This is a genomic window from Citrobacter sp. SX206 (assembly GCF_024181025.1).
Lineage (GTDB): Bacteria > Pseudomonadota > Gammaproteobacteria > Enterobacterales > Enterobacteriaceae > Citrobacter > Citrobacter youngae.
Map to the genome: position 1 here is coordinate 3,777,174 of NZ_CP049738.1, position 22,989 is coordinate 3,800,162.

Sequence of the window (22,989 nt, forward strand, 5' to 3'; positions counted from 1 at the left end):
TCCAAGTGTTAATTATTGAAACTCTGCCGCTGCTGCGCCAGCACATTCGTCGTCTGCGTCAGGAAGGCAAACGCGTCGCGCTGGTTCCGACAATGGGCAACCTGCACGACGGCCATATGAAGCTGGTTGATGAAGCAAAGGCTCAGGCTGATGTGGTGATCGTCAGTATTTTTGTCAACCCAATGCAGTTTGACCGTGTGGAAGACCTGGCGCGCTATCCACGCACGCTGCAGGAAGATTGCGAAAAGCTGAACAAACGCAAAGTCGATATCGTCTTTGCGCCATCAGAGAAAGAAATCTATCCGCAGGGCACGGAAGGTCATACCTATGTTGATGTTCCGGGACTGTCTACCATGCTTGAAGGCGCCAGCCGTCCGGGCCACTTCCGTGGTGTTTCCACTATCGTCAGCAAGCTGTTTAATTTGATCCAGCCAGATATCGCCTGCTTTGGCGAGAAGGATTTCCAGCAACTGGCGCTGATCCGCAGAATGGTGGCGGATATGGGTTATGACATTGAGATCGTCGGCGTACCAATTATTCGCGCCAAAGACGGCTTAGCCCTAAGCTCGCGTAACGGCTATCTCACGGCAGAGCAGCGTAAAGTCGCCCCTGGCTTGTACAAAGTGATGAGCCGCATTGGCGAAAAATTACAGGCTGGGGAACGCGATCTGGAAGAGATTATCGCCATTGCTGAACACGAGCTGAATGAAAAAGGCTTCCGCGCCGACGACATTCAGATCCGCGACGCCGACACGCTGCTTGAACTGACTGAAAGCAGTAAACGCGCAGTGATTCTGGTTGCCGCCTGGCTGGGTCAGGCTCGTCTGATCGATAATCAAAGCGTTACATTAGCCCAGTAGACAGGGGTTAAAAATCAGGCAATACTGCCTGAAAATTCTCAAAGCAGGTCAGTAGCACCTGCTTAGCCAAGGTAAACGACAGGGTATAGAAGTTATGATTCGCACCATGCTGCAAGGCAAGCTCCACCGTGTAAAAGTCACGCAGGCGGACCTGCACTATGAAGGCTCCTGCGCCATCGACCAGGATTTCCTTGATGCCTCCGGTATTCTGGAAAATGAAGCTATTGATATCTGGAACGTGACGAATGGGAAACGTTTCTCAACCTATGCAATTGCGGCTGAACGCGGCTCCAGAATCATCTCGGTGAACGGTGCGGCAGCGCATTGTGCAGAGGTTGGCGACATTGTGATTATCGCCAGCTTCGTCACCATGTCTGATGAAGAAGCCCGTACATGGCGCCCGAAAGTGGCTTACTTTGAAGGCGACAACGAAATGAAGCGTACCGCGAAAGCTATTCCGGTACAGGTTGCCTGATAGCCTTACCCCTGCGGCTGGTTGCTTATCAGCCGCGACATCGTCTCCAGCGAATCCGTTCTTAAAATATAAAGCCTTTTCAATAAGAACGGATTATCTCCCGGCTTAACCTTCCCTCTCACCGTGGTGACCGCCATGTGGAATCCCGCGTCGCCTGCTGCTTTTACCGCCGTGGCGTTATAACCGCCAAACGGGTACGAAAGATACAGGACGTGAGGGTTAAACTGGGACAGTGCCCGGCGCGAACGGGCGAAATCGAACAAAATATTGTGATAGCTGCGACTCAGCAGGATCGGCCGGCGATTCGCATCAACCCGATGTAAAAAATGGGTGTGCGACTGGAAGTCGAACACGTCCCGGATCTCATTCAGTTCAGAGATGCTCATAAACTGCAGCGATTTCGGATCCCACTTCTGCGGGTGCCGCTTGATGCGTGAGGAGATGATAAACGCTGTTGCCTTCATGCCGTGCTGCTTCAGAATCGGATAAGCATAACGACTCACCGACTTGAGACCATCATCAAAAGTCAGCACCACCGCCCGTGCAGGCAGGTTCATTTTATTCTGCACGTAGCCTTCCAGTTGATACATCGTCAACGTGGTGTAACCACGATCCTGGAGCCAGGCCATCTGGTTACTGAACGCACGCACAGAGGTCGTCGTGGAGGTGTGGCGAAAACGGGTATTCTCTTCATCACGCAGAATATGATGGTAGGTCAACACGGGAATACCGTGGTCTTCCTGCGCATCCAGCGCACTGATATAGGCCAGCCTGCCACCAATGCGGATCTGAAACCAGGTCTGATTAAGTCGGTCTTTGAGCTTACTAATGATGGGATAGCGCAGGTTGTCCGCCAGTACGCCAAACGGGGCGCTACCGACATCCGGAGCATTATAAACGGGCGTGTCTTTCCAGGTTACCAGGCTTTGATTGCTGAGCGGCTTGTTGAGGTCGCCTAAACCATCGTCAACCTTCTGCCGGCCCTGAACAGGCTCCAGGTGTCCCTTATCGATAAACCCGGTACCAAAGCCAAAGGGGAATTCATAGTAGTCAGCGGCCATCGGTTCTACTGAGAGGATTTGACCGGCGCAAATATTCCCGACCGTCACCATTTTATTACCGATCTGCGCCCAAACGGCAGCCGCTTCGGTCGTTTGCATATAACGAGCAGGCAACGCCGCAGCAACGCTGCCAGAGAACAGGAGCAATAAAACAAGCAGAAGGCGCATAACCATATGAGATAACCGAGGCGAGAAACCCCGGCTATTGTAGCAAAAGCGCCATCAATACCAATGATTAATACTCATACAAATCATGCTTCAACACGAAGGGGGGATTTTTTTGTTGCTGATGCCAGAGACTGGAGACTTCAGGCCCGCCAAGCGCAACGATGCAATCGCGAAACGCAGAACTGCTCATTGATTCCCGCGACGAAATCATTCGCTCAAGTAATGAATAGCTGATACCAGAAATGACTTCACACTGGGGATGTTTATGGCTCATTAACGAAGCCACGCGGAAAGGCGCAGCCCCGGCCATATCGGTCAGGAATATCACGCCCTCGCCTGAGTCTGTGGCATGCAGGGCATGGCACATCATACGGCTTAGCATGTTCGAGCTGAGACCTCGCCAAAAACTCACCGCCTGACACTGGACCAAAGGGCCGTGCTTTTTTTCCAGACGCTGCAGCATATCCTGTGCCTTATCGTCATGACAGGTAATTACCCAACCTAGCATCGCCTACCTCCTTAGCAGGCAAGTAGTTTATCAGGGTGATAAATATGTAAGGGTGATAAACATCAAAAGTTTCCTCTCCCGTTCAGGGAGAGGAAAAGAGGTTAGCTGCGCAGTCCGCGCCCGCGCTGAATCAGATACCAGCACAGTAAATAAAACGCGGCGATAAACACCACCAGCACACCGAAGGTCGTCACCAGCGGCACATCGTGAATGCCGAGGAAACCGTAGCGGAACCCGCTAATCATGTAGACAATCGGGTTCAGGTGCGACAGTCCCTGCCAGAACGGCGGTAACAGCGTTAACGAGTAGAAAACGCCCCCCAGATAGGTCAGCGGCGTTAACACGAAGGTCGGGATCAGACTGATATCGTCAAAGGTTTTGGCGAAACCCGCGTTCAGCAAGCCCGCCAGCGAAAACAGCACCGCCGTCAGCACCAGCGTCAGCGCCACGAAGACCCAGGAGTGCACCTGGAACGGCACGAAGAACAGTGAGATAGCCGTGACCAGAATGCCCACACACAGACCGCGAGCCACGCCACCGCCGACAAAACCGGCGATGATTACGTGCGTCGGTACCGGTGCAACCAACAGTTCTTCAATGTTGCGCTGAAACTTGGCGCTAAAGAACGACGACGCCACATTAGCGTACGAGTTGGTAATCACCGCCATCATGATAAGCCCCGGCACGATAAACTGCATGTAGCTAAAACCGTGCATTTCACCGATCCGTGAGCCAATCAAATTACCAAAGATAATAAAATAGAGCGTCATGGTGATAACGGGCGGCACCAGGGTTTGCACCCAGATACGCATAAAGCGGTGGATCTCTTTCGCCCAGATGCTTTTCAGCGCGACCCAGTAAAGCTGCATCATGCGCGATCTCCTTGTTTTTCATGAACCAGAGAAACAAACAGCTCTTCCAGCCGGTTCGCCTTGTTCCGCATACTCAATACCTGAATACCCTGAGCGCTCAGCTGCGAGAACACGCTGTTCACCCCCTGTTCGCGCAGAACTTCAACTTCCAGCGTGGAGGTATCAACCAGGCGGTATTGATAGCCTTCCAGCTTAGGTAGCGGACTTTTCGCCGCCAGATCGAGAATAAACGTCTCAGATTTGAGCTTAGAGAGCAGATTTTTCATCGAGGTGTTTTCCACCAGCTCGCCGTGCTGAATAATGCCGATATTGCGACACAGCATTTCCGCTTCTTCAAGGTAGTGGGTGGTTAGAATAATCGTCGTACCTTTATCGTTTAAATCCTTTAAAAAGCCCCACATTGAGCGGCGTAATTCAATATCAACACCGGCAGTTGGTTCATCAAGGATGAGTAATTTTGGCTCGTGCATCAGCGCACGGGCAATCATCAGGCGGCGCTTCATCCCGCCGGAAAGCATGCGCGCACGCTCGTTACGTTTTTCCCACAGGTCGAGCTGTTTTAGATAAATTTCACTGCGTTTAACCGCCTCTTTATACTCTACGCCGTAGTAACCGGCCTGGTTGACCACGATCTGCTGCACGGTTTCAAACGGGTTAAAGTTGAACTCCTGCGGCACCAGCCCAAGCTGACGCTTGGCGTTAACCGTGTCTTTATCGAGATCGTAGCCGAACACGCTCACCCGCCCGGAGGTTTTATTCACCAGCGAGCTGATAATACCGATGGTGGTGGACTTCCCCGCGCCATTGGGACCTAGCAGCGCATAGAAATCACCCGCTTCGACTTGCAAATCTATGCCACGCAACGCCTGAACGCCACCGGGATAGGTTTTTTTAAGTTGTTGAAGTTCCAGAGCAATGGTCATGGTTTTTTACTTACCTTACGTTCTGACATTTTATATATAGTTTAAATAATGCCGGAGTTACCCTATATTAGCCCATCGAATTTATCTGGCTTCGGGTTGTACAACTCCATGAAAGACATAGATACACTCATCAGCAACAATGCACTATGGTCAAAGATGCTGATAGAAGAGGATCCCGGATTTTTTGAAACGCTGACGCATGCGCAGAATCCGCGTTTTCTATGGATTGGATGTTCCGATAGCCGCGTTCCCGCTGAACGTTTAACCGGTCTTGAACCGGGTGAACTGTTTGTTCACCGTAATGTTGCTAATCTGGTCATTCACACCGACCTGAACTGTCTCTCAGTGGTTCAGTATGCGGTGGATGTGCTGGAAGTGGAACACATTATTATTTGTGGCCACTATGGTTGCGGCGGCGTCCAGGCGGCTATTGAAAATAAAGAACAGGGGCTGATTGATAACTGGTTGCTGCATATCCGCGATATCTGGTTTAAACACAGCTCACTGCTGGGCGAAATGCCGCAGGAACGTCGCATGGACACCCTGTGCGAACTGAATGTTATGGAGCAGGTCTATAACCTGGGTCACTCAACCATTATGCGTTCAGCCTGGAAACGCGGTCAGAAAGTGACAATTCACGGCTGGGCTTACGGTATTCATGATGGTCTGCTGCGCGATCTGGACGTCACGGCTACCAGCCGCGAAACACTGGAGCAACGCTACCGACAGGGGTTGTCGAACCTCAGCCAGAAGCACAGCAACCATAAGTAAGGTGATATTGCCGGGTGGCGGTTACGCCTTACCCGGCCTACAAATCAGCGCCGTAGGCCTGATAAGCGAAGCGCCATCAGGCGCTCCAGCCCATTACTCGTCCAGCAACACCACTTTGCCAACATACGGCAGATGGCGATAACGTTGTGCATAGTCAATGCCGTAGCCAACAACGAACTCATCTGGAATGGAAAAACCGATAAACTCGACCGGTACGTTCACTTCACGGCGAGAAGGTTTATCCAGCAACGTACAAATCGCCAGAGATTTAGGTTCACGCAGGCTCAGGATTTCACGCACTTTTGACAGCGTGTTGCCGGAGTCGATGATGTCCTCAACAATCAGCACGTCTTTGCCACGAATGTCTTCATCCAGGTCTTTGAGGATTTTAACATCACGCGTGGTGGACATTCCGCTGCCGTAGCTGGAGGCGGTCATGAAATCGACTTCGTGGGAGACATGCACTTCACGGCACAGGTCAGCCATAAACATAAATGAACCGCGTAACAGGCCTACCAGCACCATATCACTGCCGCTGTCCTTGTAACGCTCGTTAATCTGACGTCCCAGTTCGGCAATACGCGCTTTGATCTCCGCTTCCGGGATCATGACTTCTACAGTATGTTTCATAAAAGAAATAACTCACTGATTTTTATCAGTTAACACATCATGCAAATCGAAAGAAAGCACTTACCTTGATACACCGCCAAAGAGACGGTGGCTCGCACTAACCACAAAACTTGCGACAGCATACAAACAATTCAGTGGATGAAGTATACCAGCAAAGAGACCGCATTCCTCTGATAGTTACTCAGAGAGCCTGCGCACACATTTTAACGCGCTCTGAATACACGAAAGCCGGGCAACGAACCCGGCTTTTAGCGTGAGCAAAATCGGACTTTTTCAGGTCAGAACGTTTCCCAATGTTGATCCTGGGTAGTAGAGACAACGCGATCCTGGCGCGGAGCGTCCTGCAGTGGTTTTCGAGCCCCACTCACCGCCTTCTCGCGGGTAATACGAAATACCGCAACGGCCTGCCGCAACTGCTCGGCCTGTTGCTCCAGAGAGGCCGCCGCCGCCGCTGACTCCTCCACCAGCGCGGCGTTTTGCTGGGTCACGCTGTCCATCTGCGAAACCGCGAGGCTAACCTGTTCAATCCCCCGACTCTGCTCTTCAGAAGCAGACGCAATTTCGCCCATGATATCGGTCACACGGGTCACCGCCGCGACAATTTCTGCCATGGTTTTACCGGCATCCGAAACCTGCTGCGATCCCATGCCTACACAGTGGGTTGAATTATCAATCAGCGCTTTGATCTCTTTTGCTGCCTGGGCACTACGGCTTGCCAGAGTCCGGACTTCACCTGCCACAACCGCAAAACCACGCCCCTGCTCTCCGGCTCTGGCCGCTTCTACCGCGGCGTTCAGCGCCAGAATATTGGTCTGGAAGGCAATACTGTCGATAACGTTCGTGATCTGCGCGATTTGCTGCGAGCTGTCCGCTATTTCACTCATCGTATGCACAACGGTATCAACAACACGACCACCGCGAGCGGCAGTATCAGAGGCGTTTTTCGCCAATTGGGTTGCCTGTTTCGCATTGTCCGTATTCTGCTTCACTGTCGCGGTCAACTGCTCCATGCTGGCGGCCGTTTCCTCAAGCGAGGCCGCCTGCTGCTCGGTGCGCGAAGAAAGGTCGTTGTTGCCCGAGGATATTTCAGCGGCCCCGGTATGAATTGACTCCGAGCTATTGCGTACGGCAGTGACTGTCGAAATCAGCGACTGTTGCATCTCTTCCAACCCCATCGCCAGTCGGCCCATTTCGTTGCGACCTTCAACATTGAGCTTATGGGTTAAGTCTCCACCGGTAATGACGCGAATATGCTCCATAATCTGCGCCAGCGGTTTAAGCAGGATGTGTTGCAACCCGCTCCAGATCATGCCCAGAACGATCAGCACAACCAGAACGATGCCTCCCAGTGTCCACTGCATACGGTAAAAACTGAGCTGATTCTCCGCAGCAGCATGCTGCAGCAGCGCATTATTCTCGTTTCGCCAGTGATCATAGCTCGTTTCCATCTCATCCTGCGCTTTCTGGGCATCAAGATCGCCATAAGCCTGATAGTTATTCGCTCGCAGATACTCAATCGATAATTTCATCACTTCGTGCATCTGGCGATACTGCTTTTCCATTTCACTGGCGATCTGCGGATCTTGCCCTGTCACCTGCGGTAATCCCTGATACTGGGCGAAATAGCCTTCGGCCTTCTTCATTGAATCACTGGCGGTATTGAGCAGCGTGTTGATCGCGGCCAACGAGGCGGGATCGCGCTGATTTTTTAAAAAGCGGATGGCGACGCGCGTCACCGTAACACGGGTTTTAATCAACGTATTGACGCTGTCACTCAGATTTTCTTGCTGAGCGTTGAGGGTGCCTGAGTTCTGGAAATTATGCCTGTCATTGTTTACCGCAGAGTAAAACAGGCTTCCCGTAACGGCCTGCAGTAAACAGAAAATGGCGAGAACCAGCAGAATACCGGTAATAACACGAATATTTTTAATCACGTTTTTTCATCCATTGAACTCACATTGGGTATGTGATGATTATCGACCCCAAAGGCGATTACTTTATGTTCAATGGCAGAATATGCAGGGGATGTGCCTTACCCAGCCGACAAGAAATATCCTGCAGGCCGGGCAAGCGCAGAGACGTCGTTGTTTAAACCGTAAAACCGAGCATCATGCCGGTATCTTCGTGCTCCAGCAGATGGCAGTGCGCCATATAGGCATGTTCTTTCGGCGCATCGTGGTCAAACTTCACCAGTACCTCGCTGACGCCGCCCTCTACCCGCACAGTGTCTTTCCATCCCGTACGGTGCGCAGCAGGCGCTTTGCCATTTTCAGACAAAATGCGGAACTGCGTGCCGTGAATGTGGAACGGGTGCAGCATCATGTCGCCCTGACCGGAAATGACCCAGCGTTCATGCTGGCCTTTCGTCGCGGCAAACATCGGTTTATTCATATCAAACGCCAGCCCGTTAATCCGGTTGGCATTATGGAAATCGAATGTGCCATCCTGCTTCATGTTGCCCATGCCGCCATGCTGCATATTCCCCATCTCACCGTGGTTCATATTGCCATGATCCATGTTTCCGTGGCCCATATTGTCGTTATTCATATGGCCCATCATCTTCCCATGATCCATCCCTGCCATGGCCTGCCCGCCGTATTTCTTCATCAGCATTTGCATGCCCATCATGTCGAGCATCGGATCCATAGACAGCTGCAGTTTGCGTACCGTCACCCCATCAAGCGACGGCAGCGCCGGCATAGCTGTCAGCGTATCCGGCAGCGTGCCGGAGGCGGTAATCAGCAGCGGCTGAACGCGCATCACCGGATGTGGCTTATCAAATGGCGCGATCGCCATCCCCATCTGACTGACAGGCAATGTGACCAGATCGAAAGCTTTTCCGTCGCTCACATCCACCAATACTTCAAAACGCTCACCCATCAGCATCGGTAGTTCGGTCACTTTTACCGGCTCAGCTAACAATCCACCATCACTGGCAATCACGTACAGGGGACGGTTATCGCTGGCCGCGATATTCAGTGAGCGTGCGTTACAGCCATTCAGCAGACGCAAGCGCAACCAGCCGCGTGGCGCGGCATGTTGTGGGTAAATCGCCCCATTGGTTAGCAGCGTATCGCCAAACCAACCGACGGCGGCGGTCATCATATCCAGCTGATAATTAATTTGTCCGTCAGCGGAAAACTGTTTGTCCTGAATAATCACCGGCACATCGTCGATACCCCACTGCTTCGGTAGCAATAGTTTGCGGATCTCGTCATCTTCAATCAGTACCAACCCAGCCAGGCCCATCGCAACCTGACGTCCGGTTTTCCCGTGTTGATGCGGATGGAACCAACAGGTTGCAGCCCGTTGCGCAGGGGTAAAGGTCACTGAACGCTTCCCGCCCGCCGGAATAACACCTTGCGGCCCGCCATCGACTTCTCCAGGGATTTCCAGCCCATGCCAGTGCAACGTCGTCTCTTCGGCCAGCTGATTATGGATATCCACGCTCACCGCCTGACCTGTATTCAGTTTTACTGCGGGTCCGAGCAGGTTACCGTTATATCCCCAGGTGGTGGCGGTTTTCCCCGCAAACGTCGACTGCCCGGCTTTCACAATCAGCTGTATGCGATTAGAAGCATCCGCAGTTAACAGGTCTGGAATGGGTAACGCAGGGCGGTCAGCCGCAAAAGCGGTGCGGCTCCACAAAGGTAAAGCTGACGCGACGCCCAGCGCCACGGAATACTTTAAAAAGTCACGACGTTGCATATTCATTTCCTTATATTCAGCAGCTTAAGCAGGCTATCTTTTAAGCATAAGCCCTCCCCCTACGGGAAGGTCAAGTGAACGGCTGATAATAAAGGTCGTCGCTTCGCTCGCAGTATGCTAACGTTTAATTTCCGTGATGCAGTGGTAGAAGCAATGAAGACGTTTTTCAGAACAGTTTTGTTCGGCAGCCTGATGGCCGTATGCGCAAACAGCTATGCGCTGAGTGAGTCCGAAGCCGAAGATATGGCCGATTTAACGGCAGTTTTTGTTTTTCTGAAAAATGACTGTGGATACCAGAATTTGCCCAACGGGCAGATACGTCGCGCACTGGTCTTTTTTGCTCAACAGAACCAGTGGGACCTCAGTAACTACGACACCTTCAATATGAAAGCACTCGGTGAAGACAGCTATCGCGATCTCAGCGGTATCGGCATCCCTACGGCAAAGAAATGCAAAGCGCTGGCGCGCGACTCCTTAAGCCTGTTGGCTTACGTTAAATAAGGCACCGTGCCCGATGGCGCTACGTTTATCGGGCCTACGAACCGGGAATGACATCGTTGCGCCAGTCCGGGTAAACGCAGCGCCCCCCGGCAGAGCCGAGTGCGAATTAACGCTGTTGCACAAATTCACGATACGCGGCAACCACCTGCAAGAAATCTTCAACGCCGCACAGAGATAAACTCTCTTCGTCGTAGTAATTCATTCCTTCTTCCATTTCATCGCCCGTGAACTCCAGTTGATTGGCGCGAACCATAACCTCTTCGCCATCCAGCCAGAGCGTGTATTCATGCCCTGCTCGCTGCCAGGAACGTTCACTGCCTTTTACCGCACGCGCCGCCTGTTCCACTTCATCGAGCAAGGCCAGGTTATCTTTCACTTCTTCATTAAACCAGTGCCCCACCACTTCGTGGCCCATGGACATACGCACCTTTACCACTCCGGTAATATCGCGCAGAAATTCGTAATCCATAATGTGTTCCTCTGCTCCCGGCAGTGCGCCAATACCGCACTGCACCTTGCTGTAATTATCGCAGCAGCGCGGCAGAAAAAAAGCGTAGCGGGTATAAGGAATAGAAATAAAAATGCCCGAAGAAGCTGACCTCTCCGGGCATTGATGCGTTTTTGCGCAAAATGCGCTAGCGAATTATACCGCCGTCTGGAAAATCACACCTTCCGCTTTCTCAGTGTACTGAGACAGCTGGTCGAAGTTCAGATAACGGTAGGTGTCGACAGCCGTTTTATCTACCTGTGCCACATAGGTCTGATACTCTTCCGGCGTTGGCAGTTTGCCAATCAGTGCCGCGACCGCTGCCAGCTCCGCAGAAGCCAGGTAGACGTTCGCCCCAGTCCCTAAACGGTTCGGGAAGTTACGGGTAGAAGTCGACACCACGGTTGAGTTGTCCGCCACGCGCGCCTGGTTACCCATGCACAATGAACAGCCTGGGATCTCAATACGCGCCCCGCTCTTACCAAAGACGCTGTAATAGCCTTCCTCGGTGAGCTGTGCCGCATCCATACGCGTTGGTGGAGCCACCCACAGACGGGTCGGTAACTGGCCCTTATGCGCATCCAGCAGCTTACCCGCCGCACGGAAGTGACCGATGTTGGTCATGCAGGAACCGATGAACACTTCGTCGATCTTCTCACCCTGCACGTCAGACAGCAGACGCGCGTCGTCCGGATCGTTCGGCGCGCACAGGATCGGCTCTTTGATATCCGCCAGATCGATGTCGATCACTGCCGCGTATTCTGCGTCAGCATCAGCTTCCAGCAACTGCGGATCCGCCAGCCATTTTTCCATGCCCTGCACACGACGTTCCAGCGTACGGCGATCGCCGTAACCTTCGGCGATCATCCATTTCAGCAGAACGATGTTAGAGCTGAGGTATTCAACGATCGGCTCTTTGTTCAGCTTGATGGTACAACCCGCAGCGGAACGCTCAGCGGATGCATCGGTCAGTTCAAATGCTTGCTCAACTTTCAGATCCGGCAGACCTTCAATTTCCAGAATGCGGCCAGAGAAGATGTTTTTCTTGCCTTTCTTCTCAACGGTCAGCAGACCTTGTTTGATCGCATACAGCGGAATGGCGTGAACCAGGTCACGCAGGGTGATACCCGGCTGCATTTTGCCTTTGAAACGCACCAGAACAGATTCCGGCATATCCAGCGGCATCACGCCGGTCGCAGCCGCAAACGCCACCAGACCAGAACCCGCCGGGAAAGAGATACCGATCGGGAAACGGGTATGAGAGTCACCACCGGTACCTACGGTATCCGGCAGCAGCATACGGTTCAGCCAGGAGTGGATTACGCCATCGCCCGGACGCAGCGACACGCCGCCACGGTTCATGATGAAGTCAGGCAGAGTATGGTGGGTGGTCACGTCAACAGGTTTCGGATACGCAGCGGTATGACAGAACGACTGCATCACCAGGTCAGAAGAGAAGCCCAGGCACGCCAGGTCTTTCAGTTCATCGCGGGTCATTGGGCCAGTGGTATCCTGAGAGCCGACGGAAGTCATCTTCGGTTCGCAGTAGGCCCCCGGACGGACGCCGGTTACGCCACATGCGCGGCCAACCATTTTCTGTGCCAGAGAGAAGCCGCGGCTGCTTTCCGCTACATCTTTCGCCTGACGGAATACATCGCTGTGCGGCAGCCCCAGCGCTTCACGCGCTTTGGTGGTCAGGCCACGACCGATAATCAGCGGAATACGGCCACCGGCACGTACTTCGTCAACCAGCACATCGGTTTTCAGTTCGAAGGTAGCCAGCAGTTCGTTGGTTTCGTGGTTACGCACTTCGCCCTTGAACGGGTAAACGTCAATCACGTCGCCCATGTTCAGGTTGCTTACGTCCACTTCAATTGGCAGCGCGCCCGCATCTTCCATAGTGTTGAAGAAAATAGGTGCAATTTTGCCACCCAGACACAAGCCACCACCGCGCTTGTTCGGTACATGAGGAATATCATCACCCATAAACCACAGCACGGAGTTGGTCGCAGATTTACGCGAAGAACCAGTACCGACAACGTCACCCACATAGGCCAGCGGGTAACCTTTTTTCTGCAGTTCTTCGATCTGTTTGATTGGGCCTACCACGCCCGGCTGATCCGGTTCGATACCTTCGCGGGCGTTTTTCAGCATCGCCAGCGCGTGCAGCGGGATATCCGGGCGGGACCATGCGTCCGGTGCCGGAGAGAGGTCATCGGTGTTGGTTTCACCGGTCACTTTAAAGACGGTAACGGTGATTTTTTCAGCCAGAGCCGGACGGTTGAGGAACCATTCGGCATCAGCCCAGGACTGCATGACCTGCTTCGCATATTCGTTGCCCGCTTTGGCTTTTTCTTCCACATCGTAGAAGTTATCGAACATCAGCAGCGTTGAAGAGAGCGCTTTGGCGGCAATCGGCGCCAGTTTGGCATCGTCCAGCGCATCAATCAGCGGATGAATGTTATAACCGCCCTGCATGGTGCCCAGCAGTTCGATGGCTTTTTCTGGCGTGATCAGCGGAGAGGTAGTGTCACCTTTAGCGACAGCGGCGAGAAAACCGGCTTTAACGTAAGCGGCTTCATCTACACCAGGGGGAACGCGGTTAATCAACAGGTCTAACAGGAATTCTTCTTCGCCCACAGGCGGGGTCTTCAGCAGCTCGACAAGTGCAGCCATTTGGGTTGCGTCTAAGGGTTTCGGCACAATCCCCTGGGCAGCACGCTCAGCTACGTGCTTACGGTATTCTTCTAGCACGACGATATCTCCTCGCTCTCATTGTCATAATGCGGCGCTTTTGTATATGGGCGATTCTCTTCACGCTCCTGTGAGACAGCAGTTAGTAGGGTAAATGCCCGGTACCGCAAAAGGCACAATAACAGGATTTTCGTTGGGTGTTAATCTGTTTACAAAAAAGCAACATAAAAAATTGGCTGAATCGTTAAGGATGGTCTAACGCTCTTCGTCATGGCAGAAGGGGAATGATAATTTCGCCCGCAATGTTTAGTCACATTATTTAGCTCCCTGGTAATAAACTTGCGTTAACGATCCCAAGATTCGTCAAAAATTAAACTATTGTCTCTTTATACTCACGGAACACTGCACCCACTGGCGGCAGGCATAATGACTATGACGATTCTTAATGAGTCGGGAGAGATAAAATGACGTTGCCCTTTAAGCCCCATATCATTGCTCTGGCGTGCAGTGCAGGGTTATTTGTCGGTGCGGGCGTACTGTATGTAAACAGCCGCACACCAGAAGCCCCCTCTCAGCCTGCCCCGGCAGCAGCGCCTCAACCGCCCGTTGCGGCGGCTCCCGCAGTAGCCCCGGTTGCGCCAACAACGTATACCACAGCTCAACTCGATCAGTGGGTTGCCCCTGTTGCGCTCTACCCTGACCCGTTGCTGTCTCAGGTGCTGATGGCCTCAACATATCCATCGAACGTGGTGCAGGCGGTTCAGTGGTCTCGTGATAATCCGACACTGCAAGGTGACGCCGCCATTCAGGCAGTGTCCGGCCAGTCATGGGACCCCAGCGTGAAGTCGCTGGTGGCATTTCCGCAATTGATGGCCTTGATGGGCGAAAACCCTGACTGGGTACAAAACCTGGGGAATGCGTTTCTGGCACAACCACAGGACGTGATGGATGCCGTACAGCGCCTGCGTTTGCTGGCTCAGCAAACAGGCTCGCTAAAATCCACTCCGCAGCAAACGGTCACGAACACCCAGAAAACAACCGTGATTCAGACGCCGTCATCATCAACGACGAAAGTGACCAGCAGCGCGCCCACCTCGACGGTTATCAAAATTGAGCCGACCGATCCACAGGTGGTATATGTGCCGAACTACAATCCAACCGTTGTTTACGGCAGTTGGCCTAATACCGCCTACCCCCCTGTCTATCTGCCGCCCCCTCCGGGCGAGCAGTTTGCCGATAGCTTCGTCAAAGGTTTCGGCTATAGCCTGGGCGTTGCGACGACGTATGCACTGTTCAGTAACATCGACTGGGATGACGACGACCATCACCATGATGATGACTATCATGACCATGACGGCCCTCACGGCGGTAATGGCTACCAGCACAACGGAGATAACATCAATATTGATGTTAACAATTTCAACCATATATCCGGACAAAACCTTAAAGGGCAAAACATTGCCTGGCAGCATAACCCTGCGTACCGTAACGGCGTGCCTTACCAGAACGACGCGGTCGCACAACGTTTTCATCAGACCAACGTTAGCGGGGGATTAAGCGCCACTCAACATACACCGACCACCACTGCCACACGAGACAGCCAGCGTCAGGCCGCAATGACGCAGTTCCAACAGCGTAGCCAGACCTCCCCGGCAAACTTGTCGGGTCAGACATCGCGGGATGCTCAACGCAAAGCAGCCTCTTCACAGCTAAATCAAATTGCCCAGCGCAATAACTATCGTGGCTATGACGAAACACAAAACAACAGCCGTCGTGAAGCAGCACAGAAGACGCTGAATAAATCCACTACGCAACAGCAGCACCGCTCTGAACTGAAGTCAAAAGCTCAGCAGCATCCAGTTTCACAGCAGCAAAGGGAAACCGCTCGCCAACGCGTTGAATCATCCAACTCGCAACAACGTCTGGCCTCCCGTCAGAATACGCATTCAAACGTCTTCAGCGGGAATGACAGTCGCTCACCGTCGTGGCAGTCCCAGCAACTGCGTGGGCAGGAAAGCCGTCGCGCGGGCAACCTCAACAGCGGGCAGCGCGCTGCGGCACGTGAAAATTTTTCTGAGCACCACGAATTTCGCCGTCATTAACCGGAGCCGATGATGAAAAAAATTATGTTAAGCGCCCTGTTGCTCTCCTTGCCGCTGGTGAGCTATGCGCAACAGGCGTTCACCTCCCCCGAAGACGCGGCCAGTGCATTTGCCGCTGCGGTGACGCAGCAAAATGAAAAGCAGCTCACGGCGCTACTGGGTGAAAACTGGCGACATTTTTTGCCACCAGAAGGGGCCGATCCGGAAGCAGTGGCACGCTTTAATCGCGACTGGAAGGTGAGCCATCACATTGTGCTGCAGGGCAATATGGCGCATCTCAACGTAGGGCAAGATGACTGGCAGTTACCCATACCGATGGTGAAAACCAGCAAAGGCTGGGCGTTCGATATGACCGAAGCCCAGGAGGAGATCCTCACTAGAACGATCGGTCGCAACGAGCTTTCAGCCATCGAAGCGCTGCACGCCTACGTTGACGCGCAGCAAAGCTATTACGCGCTGAACAAATCGTATGCGCAAAAAATTGTCAGTAGCGAAGGTAAAAAAGATGGGCTTTACTGGCCCGTCACACCAGGCGAAGCGCCAAGCCCTCTGGGACCCGCCTTCAGCCCACAAGAACCCGGCACGGGTTATCACGGTTATCGTTTCCGCATACTGCCGGACAAAGCCAGTGGTTTCGCCATGATTGCATGGCCGATTAGCTACGGTCACACCGGAGTGATGAGCTTTATGATTAGCGGCGATGACAATGTTTATCAGGCCAACCTTGGCGAAGCATCACAACAGAAAGCACAGGCGATGACTGAGTACAGCCCTGAAAAAACCTGGCATCCCGTAGCGCCCTGAACAGCCAACGCATTGGTTGTCTCGTCATTAAGAGACTGCCGGGAAAATTGCGGTGAATCTTAAGGCAAAAAAAACGCCTCCGAAGAGGCGTTTTCACAAAAGCGGGAAGATTACTTTTTCTTCGCTTTCAGGTTCGGCAGGTCGGTGATGCTACCTTCGAACACTTCAGCTGCCAGACCAACGGACTCGTGCAGAGTCGGGTGCGCGTGGATGGTCAGCGCGATGTCTTCAGCGTCACAACCCATTTCGATCGCCAGACCGATTTCGCCCAGCAGCTCGCCGCCGTTGGTACCGACAATCGCACCACCGATAACACGGTGAGATTCTTTGTCGAAAATCAGTTTGGTCATACCATCCGCGCAGTCGGAAGCGATAGCACGGCCAGAAGCAGCCCACGGGAAGGTGGCGGTTTCGTAGCTGATGCCTTTTTCTTTCGCTTCTTTCTCAGTCAGGCCAACCCATGCAACTTCTGGTTCAGTGTACGCGATGGATGGAATAACTTTCGGATCGAAGTAGTGTTTCTTACCGGCGATAACTTCAGCGGCAACGTGACCTTCGTGAACACCTTTGTGCGCCAGCATCGGCTGACCGACGATATCGCCGATAGCAAAGATGTGCGGCACATTGGTGCGCAGCTGTTTGTCAACGCGGATGAAGCCACGGTCATCAACTTCCACGCCAGCTTTGCCCGCATCGAGGTTTTTACCGTTCGGTACACGACCGATAGCCACCAGCACAGCATCGTAACGCTGAGCTTCAGCAGGCGCTTTTTTGCCTTCCATGGAAACGTAGATACCGTCTTCTTTCGCTTCAACGGCGGTCACTTTGGTTTCCAGCATCAGGTTGAATTTCTTGCTGATGCGCTTGGTGAAGACTTTAACCACGTCTTTATCGGCAGCCGGGATAACCTGGTCGAACATTTCAACCACGTCGATCTCTGAACCCAGCGCATGGTACACGGTACCCATTTCCAGACCGATGATACCGCCGCCCATAACCAGCAGGCGCTTAGGAACAGTTTTCAGTTCCAGTGCATCGGTGGAATCCCACACGCGCGGATCTTCATGCGGAATAAACGGCAGTTCGATCGGACGGGAACCCGCCGCGATGATTGCGTTGTCGAAGTTGATCACGGTTTTGCCGTTTTCGCCTTCAACTTCCAGGGTGTTCGCCCCGGTAAATTTACCCAGACCGTTAACCACTTTCACTTTACGGCCTTTGGCCATACCCGCCAGACCGCCGGTCAGTTGAGTGATAACTTTTTCTTTCCAGGTACGAATCTTGTCGATATCAGTTTTCGGCTCGCCAAAAACGATACCGTGTTCAGCCAGCGCTTTGGCTTCTTCGATAACTTTTGCTACGTGCAGCAGCGCTTTAGAAGGGATACAGCCGACGTTCAGACAAACACCACCAAGGGTGCTGTAACGTTCTACGATGACGGTCTCCAGACCTAAATCTGCGCAACGGAAGGCAGCAGAGTAACCTGCAGGGCCTGCCCCAAGTACCACGACCTGAGTTTTGATTTCAGTGCTCATCATGACCTCTTAATTTATACCCGTCGTCCACCGGGTCGTTCTATCCGCCCGTATTTTACAAAATTGTTAACAATTTTGAAACAACAAACGGCAACCGATTTGTCTTTCGCACAATAACCTCACTGACTTCATGAGATTACCAGAAAAAAGCCGGCCGTCGGGCCGGCTTTTTCGCTTACATCACCAGGCGGCGAATGTCAGACAGCATGTTGTTGATGATGGTGATAAAGCGCGCACCATCAGCACCGTCAATTACACGGTGGTCGAAGGAGAGCGAAATCGGCATCATCAGACGCGGCATAAACTCTTTACCGTTCCACACTGGCTCCATAGAGGACTTGGAGACACCGAGGATAGCCACTTCCGGCGCGTTCACAATCGGCGCGAAGTGGGTAGTACCCAGGCCACCGATGCTGGAGATGGTGAAGCAACCGCCCTGCATTTCGCCAGCAGTCAGCTTGCCATCACGCGCTTTCTTGGAGATCACGGTCAGTTCACGAGACAGCTCGGTAATACTCTTCTTGTTCACGTCTTTGAAGACCGGAACAACCAGACCATTCGGCGTATCTACCGCCACACCGATGTTGATGTATTTCTTCAGGGTCAGGCGCTGACCGTCTTCAGACAGGGAGCTGTTGAAGCGCGGCATCTGTTCCAGAGCTGCGGCAACGGCTTTCATGATGAAGACTACTGGGGTGAATTTCACGTCCAGTTTACGTTTTTCAGCTTCGGCGTTCTGCTGTTTACGGAACGCTTCCAGATCGGTGATATCGGTCTTATCGAAGTGAGTAACGTGCGGGATCATCACCCAGTTACGACTCAGGTTAGCACCCGAGATTTTCTGGATACGGCCCAGTTCCACTTCTTCGATTTCACCGAACTTGCTGAAGTCCACTTTCGGCCATGGCAGCATGCCCGGGATACCGCCGCCTGCTGCTGCAGCCGGAGCCGCTTCAGCACGCTTGATAGCATCTTTCACGTAAGCCTGAACGTCTTCACGCAGGATACGACCTTTACGGCCAGACCCTTTCACTTTCGCCAGGTTCACACCGAATTCGCGCGCCAGGCGACGAATCAGCGGCGTAGCGTGGACGTAAGCGTCGTTCTCAGCAAATTCAGATTTGCCTTCTGCTTTCGCTGCCGGAGCAGGCGCTGCGGCTTGTGCAGGTGCAGCGGCCGGAGCCGGAGCTGCAGCTTGCGCAGGGGCGGCAGCCGGTGCTGCGCCTTCTACTTCGAAGACCATAATCAGAGAACCGGTTTTAACTTTGTCGCCGGTGCTGATTTTGATTTCTTTTACAGTACCCGCGAACGGTGCCGGAACTTCCATTGACGCTTTATCGCCTTCAACGGTGATCAGTGACTGCTCAGCGGCAATTTTATCGCCCACTTTAACCATCACTTCAGTGACTTCCACTTCGTCACCGCCGATGTCCGGTACGTTAACTTCTTTCGAACCAGAAGCAGCCGGAGCCGCCGCTGCTGCTGGAGCAGCCGCCTGAGCCGGTGCAGCAGCAGGCGCTGCGCCCGCCACTTCGAAGACCATAATCAGGGAGCCGGTAGACACTTTGTCGCCGGTGTTGATTTTGATCTCTTTCACCACGCCCGCGAACGGCGCTGGAACTTCCATGGAAGCCTTGTCGCCTTCTACGGTGATCAGAGACTGTTCAGCCGCAACGGTGTCGCCCACTTTAACCATGATCTCGGTAACTTCAACTTCGTCGCCGCCGATGTCCGGTACGTGTACGTCTTTCGCTGCCGCAGCAGCAGGTGCTGCTGCCGGAGCCGCTTCTTTCTTCTCTTCTGCCGGAGCAGGTGCAGCTGCTGCTGCACCGTCGGCGGAATCGAAAATCATGATCAGTTTGCCGGTCTCAGTTTTGTCGCCAACAGAGACTTTGATCTCTTTAACGATACCAGCCTGAGGAGACGGAACTTCCATAGAGGCTTTGTCGCCTTCTACGGTGATCAGCGACTGTTCAGCTTCAACTTTGTCGCCTACTTTGACCAGGATCTCGGTGATTTCAACTTCATCAGCCCCGATGTCCGGTACATTGATTTCGATAGCCATTATTCTTTTACCTCTTACGCCAGACGCGGGTTAACTTTATCTGCATCGATGTTGAATTTGGTGATTGCGTCAGCAACCACTTTCTTATCGATTTCGCCACGTTTAGCCAGTTCGCCCAGGGCCGCTACAACCACGTAGGAAGCATCAACTTCGAAGTGGTGACGCAGGTTTTCACGGCTGTCAGAGCGACCGAAACCGTCAGTACCCAGTACGCGATAATCATCAGCCGGTACATAAGTACGAACCTGTTCGGCAAACAGTTTCATATAGTCAGTAGATGCTACTGCCGGAGCGTCGTTCATCACCTGAGCGATGTACGGAACGCGCGGAGTTTCCATCGGGTGCAGCATGTTCCAGCGCTCACAATCCTGGCCATCACGCGCCAGTTCAGTGAAGGAAGTGACGCTATACACGTCAGAACCTACACCGTAGTCGTTTGCCAGGATCTGCGCTGCTTCACGGACGTGACGCAGGATAGAACCGGAGCCCAGCAGCTGAACTTTACCTTTCTTACCTTCGAGGGTTTCGAGTTTGTAGATACCTTTACGGATACCTTCCTCGGCACCTGCTGGCATTGCCGGCATGTGGTAGTTTTCGTTCAGCGTGGTGATGTAGTAGTAAACGTTCTCTTGTTTCTCACCGTACATACGCTCCAGACCATCGTGCATGATGACCGCAACTTCGTACGCGTAAGACGGATCGTAAGAGATACAGTTCGGGATAGTCAGAGACTGAATATGGCTGTGACCATCTTCGTGCTGCAGACCTTCACCGTTCAGCGTCGTACGACCGGAAGTACCACCGATCAGGAAGCCACGAGCCTGTTGGTCGCCTGCCTGCCAGCACAGGTCGCCGATACGCTGGAACCCGAACATGGAGTAGTAGATGTAGAACGGAATCATCGGCAGATCGTTGGTGCTGTAAGAGGTCGCAGCAGCCAGCCAGGATGCGCCAGCACCCAGTTCGTTGATACCTTCCTGCAGGATCTGACCTTTCTCGTCTTCTTTATAGTAAGCAACCTGCTCACGGTCCTGCGGGGTGTACTGCTGACCGTTCGGGCTGTAGATACCGATCTGACGGAACAGGCCTTCCATACCGAAAGTACGCGCTTCGTCAGCGATGATCGGCACCAGACGATCTTTGATCGACTTGTTCTTCAGCATCACGTTCAGGGCACGAACGAAAGCGATAGTGGTGGAGATTTCTTTGTTCTGCTCTTCCAGCAGCGCACCGAAGTCTTCCAGAGCCGGCAGTTCCAGCTTCTCGGTGAAGTTCGGCTGACGAGCTGGCAGGTAGCCGTGCAGTTTCTGACGCTGAGCGTGCAGATAGGTGTGCTCTTCAGAACCTTCCGGGAAGGTGATGTAAGACAGGTTTTCAACCTGCTCATCGGTCACAGGAACGTTGAAACGGTCGCGGATGTAACGCACGCCGTCCATGTTCATTTTCTTAACCTGGTGAGCGATGTTTTTACCTTCAGCGGTGTCACCCATGCCGTAACCTTTAATGGTATGGGCGAGGATTACAGTTGCTTTGCCTTTGGTTTCCTGCGCTTTTTTCAGTGCAGCGTAAACTTTCTTCGGATCGTGACCACCGCGGTTCAGAGCCCAAATCTGCTCGTCAGTCCAGTCAGCAACCAGCGCTGCGGTTTCCGGGTATTTACCGAAGAAGTGCTCACGTACGTATGCGCCGTCTTTGGATTTGAAGGTCTGGTAGTCGCCATCAACGGTTTCGTTCATCAGCTGGATCAGTTTACCGCTGGTGTCTTTACGCAGCAGCTCATCCCAACGACCGCCCCACATGACTTTGATAACGTTCCAGCCAGCGCCCGCGAAGATGCCTTCCAGTTCGTTAACAATCTTGCCGTTACCGGTTACCGGGCCGTCAAGACGCTGCAGGTTACAGTTGATAACAAAGACCAGGTTGTCCAGTTTTTCACGGGTCGCGATGGTGATCGCACCTTTTGATTCTGGCTCATCCATCTCGCCGTCGCCCAGGAAGGCGTAAACGGTTTGTTTAGAGGTATCTTTCAGACCACGGTGTTCCAGATATTTCAGGAATTTAGCCTGGTAGATAGCACCGATTGGGCCCAGACCCATAGATACGGTCGGGAACTGCCAGAATTCAGGCATCAGTTTCGGGTGCGGGTAGGAAGACAGGCCTTTGCCATGTACTTCCTGACGGAAGTTGTTCATCTGCTCTTCAGTCAGACGACCTTCCAGGAATGCGCGTGCGTAGATGCCCGGAGAGATGTGGCCCTGGAAGTACACCAGATCGCCGCCATCTTGCTCGTTGCGTGCACGGAAGAAGTGGTTGAAGCAAACATCATATACCGTTGCGGAGGACTGGAAGGATGCCATGTGGCCACCCAGCTCGAGGTCCTTTTTAGACGCGCGCAGTACGGTCATGATGGCGTTCCAACGGATAGCAGAACGAATACGACGTTCCAGCTCCAGATTGCCCGGGTATTCCGGTTCATCTTCAACGGCAATAGTGTTTACATAATTGCTGGCCCCTGCACCTGCCGCTACTTTCACGCCGCCTTTGCGGGCTTCTGAAAGCAGTTGGTCGATCAGATACTGAGCACGCTCAACACCTTCTTCACGGATGACCGATTCGATCGCCTGTAGCCAGTCGCGAGTTTCGATCGGATCCACGTCATTTGGGAAACGTTCTGACATGGGGGTATTCCTTATCTATCTAAATACGTTGAGTTATCTGGAACCTGTCCCATTGCGTTCTTTGTTCTTCATACTTCAGGTTGTCTCTTTGTTGGCTGCGCTTCCTCGCACCAGTCACATAGTTCACTATGCTCCTGGCGACTCGCG

General features: G+C 53.0%; 18 protein-coding genes. 6 read left to right on the top strand and 12 right to left on the bottom strand.

Going from position 1 to position 22,989, the window contains the following annotated elements:
- Positions 1-5: 5 nt before the first annotated feature.
- Both panC and panD read left to right on the top strand, forming a co-directional pair.
- Positions 6-860 carry a pantoate--beta-alanine ligase gene (gene panC, locus G8S19_RS18350; RefSeq protein WP_124021696.1) on the top strand — a complete coding sequence of 285 codons (855 nt, stop codon included), beginning with the start codon at positions 6-8 and terminating at the stop codon, positions 858-860.
- Between the two features lie 94 nt (positions 861-954).
- Entirely contained in the window at positions 955-1,335 is a 381-nt protein-coding gene (gene panD / locus G8S19_RS18355) for an aspartate 1-decarboxylase (RefSeq protein WP_000621526.1), read from the top strand.
- A 5-nt stretch (positions 1,336-1,340) separates the two neighbouring features.
- Here the strand turns inward: panD and G8S19_RS18360 are convergent, their stop codons facing one another.
- The 4 genes from G8S19_RS18360 to G8S19_RS18375 form a co-directional block, all read right to left on the bottom strand.
- On the bottom strand, positions 1,341-2,570 hold the full coding sequence (locus G8S19_RS18360; RefSeq protein ID WP_126320203.1) for a polysaccharide deacetylase family protein: 1,230 nt from the start codon (positions 2,568-2,570) through the stop codon (positions 1,341-1,343).
- A gap of 61 nt (positions 2,571-2,631) precedes the next feature.
- A complete protein-coding gene (locus G8S19_RS18365) occupies positions 2,632-3,072 on the bottom strand; it encodes a PTS sugar transporter subunit IIA (protein WP_253685655.1) in 441 nt (146 codons plus the stop codon).
- Between the two features lie 101 nt (positions 3,073-3,173).
- Complete coding sequence (locus tag G8S19_RS18370; RefSeq protein WP_253685657.1) at positions 3,174-3,944, bottom strand: ABC transporter permease; 771 nt, start codon at positions 3,942-3,944, stop codon at positions 3,174-3,176.
- Positions 3,941-4,867, bottom strand: coding sequence for an ABC transporter ATP-binding protein (locus G8S19_RS18375; RefSeq protein ID WP_048212670.1), 927 nt, complete (start codon positions 4,865-4,867; stop codon positions 3,941-3,943). Before G8S19_RS18375 ends, G8S19_RS18370 begins: the two co-directional genes overlap by 4 nt.
- 108 nt (positions 4,868-4,975) lie before the next feature.
- Here G8S19_RS18375 and can point away from each other — a divergent pair, with 108 nt between their 5' ends.
- On the top strand, positions 4,976-5,638 hold the full coding sequence (gene can, locus G8S19_RS18380; protein WP_008786227.1) for a carbonate dehydratase: 663 nt from the start codon (positions 4,976-4,978) through the stop codon (positions 5,636-5,638).
- Between the two features lie 93 nt (positions 5,639-5,731).
- On the opposite strand, the gene hpt is transcribed toward can, so the two are convergent.
- The 3 genes from hpt to cueO all read right to left on the bottom strand — a co-directional run bounded on the left by hpt (position 5,732) and on the right by cueO (position 9,976).
- Positions 5,732-6,268 (bottom strand): hypoxanthine phosphoribosyltransferase, encoded by a 537-nt coding sequence (hpt, locus tag G8S19_RS18385; protein ID WP_003018658.1) that lies wholly within the window; start codon positions 6,266-6,268, stop codon positions 5,732-5,734.
- Positions 6,269-6,546: 278 nt separating this feature from the next.
- Positions 6,547-8,202 carry a methyl-accepting chemotaxis protein gene (locus G8S19_RS18390; RefSeq protein WP_305883503.1) on the bottom strand — a complete coding sequence of 552 codons (1,656 nt, stop codon included), beginning with the start codon at positions 8,200-8,202 and terminating at the stop codon, positions 6,547-6,549.
- Between the two features lie 154 nt (positions 8,203-8,356).
- A complete protein-coding gene (gene cueO, locus G8S19_RS18395; protein WP_199982411.1) occupies positions 8,357-9,976 on the bottom strand; it encodes a multicopper oxidase CueO in 1,620 nt (539 codons plus the stop codon).
- 153 nt (positions 9,977-10,129) lie between these two features.
- Here cueO and G8S19_RS18400 point away from each other — a divergent pair, with 153 nt between their 5' ends.
- Positions 10,130-10,477, top strand: a complete 348-nt coding sequence (locus G8S19_RS18400) for a YacC family pilotin-like protein (RefSeq protein WP_003018667.1) — start codon at positions 10,130-10,132, stop codon at positions 10,475-10,477.
- A 106-nt stretch (positions 10,478-10,583) separates the two neighbouring features.
- Here G8S19_RS18400 and yacL read toward each other — a convergent pair whose 3' ends face one another.
- Together yacL and acnB are read right to left on the bottom strand one after the other, a co-directional pair.
- The gene (gene yacL / locus G8S19_RS18405) at positions 10,584-10,946 is read right to left on the bottom strand and encodes a protein YacL (protein ID WP_048212673.1); all 363 of its coding nucleotides are present in this window, start codon (positions 10,944-10,946) and stop codon (positions 10,584-10,586) included.
- 174 nt (positions 10,947-11,120) lie between these two features.
- Positions 11,121-13,718 (bottom strand): bifunctional aconitate hydratase 2/2-methylisocitrate dehydratase, encoded by a 2,598-nt coding sequence (gene acnB, locus G8S19_RS18410; protein WP_061067258.1) that lies wholly within the window; start codon positions 13,716-13,718, stop codon positions 11,121-11,123.
- A 404-nt stretch (positions 13,719-14,122) separates the two neighbouring features.
- On the opposite strand from acnB, the gene G8S19_RS18415 reads away from it, so the two are divergent.
- The gene (locus G8S19_RS18415; protein ID WP_124021865.1) at positions 14,123-15,760 is read left to right on the top strand and encodes a DUF3300 domain-containing protein; all 1,638 of its coding nucleotides are present in this window, start codon (positions 14,123-14,125) and stop codon (positions 15,758-15,760) included.
- A 9-nt stretch (positions 15,761-15,769) separates the two neighbouring features.
- Positions 15,770-16,564, top strand: a complete 795-nt coding sequence (locus G8S19_RS18420; protein WP_101741397.1) for a DUF2950 family protein — start codon at positions 15,770-15,772, stop codon at positions 16,562-16,564.
- Positions 16,565-16,674: 110 nt separating this feature from the next.
- On the opposite strand, the gene lpdA is transcribed toward G8S19_RS18420, so the two are convergent.
- The 3 genes from lpdA to aceE all read right to left on the bottom strand — a co-directional run bounded on the left by lpdA (position 16,675) and on the right by aceE (position 22,842).
- Positions 16,675-18,099, bottom strand: a complete 1,425-nt coding sequence (gene lpdA, locus G8S19_RS18425) for a dihydrolipoyl dehydrogenase (protein WP_124021864.1) — start codon at positions 18,097-18,099, stop codon at positions 16,675-16,677.
- 175 nt (positions 18,100-18,274) lie between these two features.
- Complete coding sequence (gene aceF / locus G8S19_RS18430) at positions 18,275-20,164, bottom strand: pyruvate dehydrogenase complex dihydrolipoyllysine-residue acetyltransferase (protein ID WP_124021863.1); 1,890 nt, start codon at positions 20,162-20,164, stop codon at positions 18,275-18,277.
- A gap of 14 nt (positions 20,165-20,178) precedes the next feature.
- Entirely contained in the window at positions 20,179-22,842 is a 2,664-nt protein-coding gene (gene aceE, locus G8S19_RS18435; RefSeq protein ID WP_253685659.1) for a pyruvate dehydrogenase (acetyl-transferring), homodimeric type, read from the bottom strand.
- Positions 22,843-22,989 lie beyond the last annotated feature (147 nt).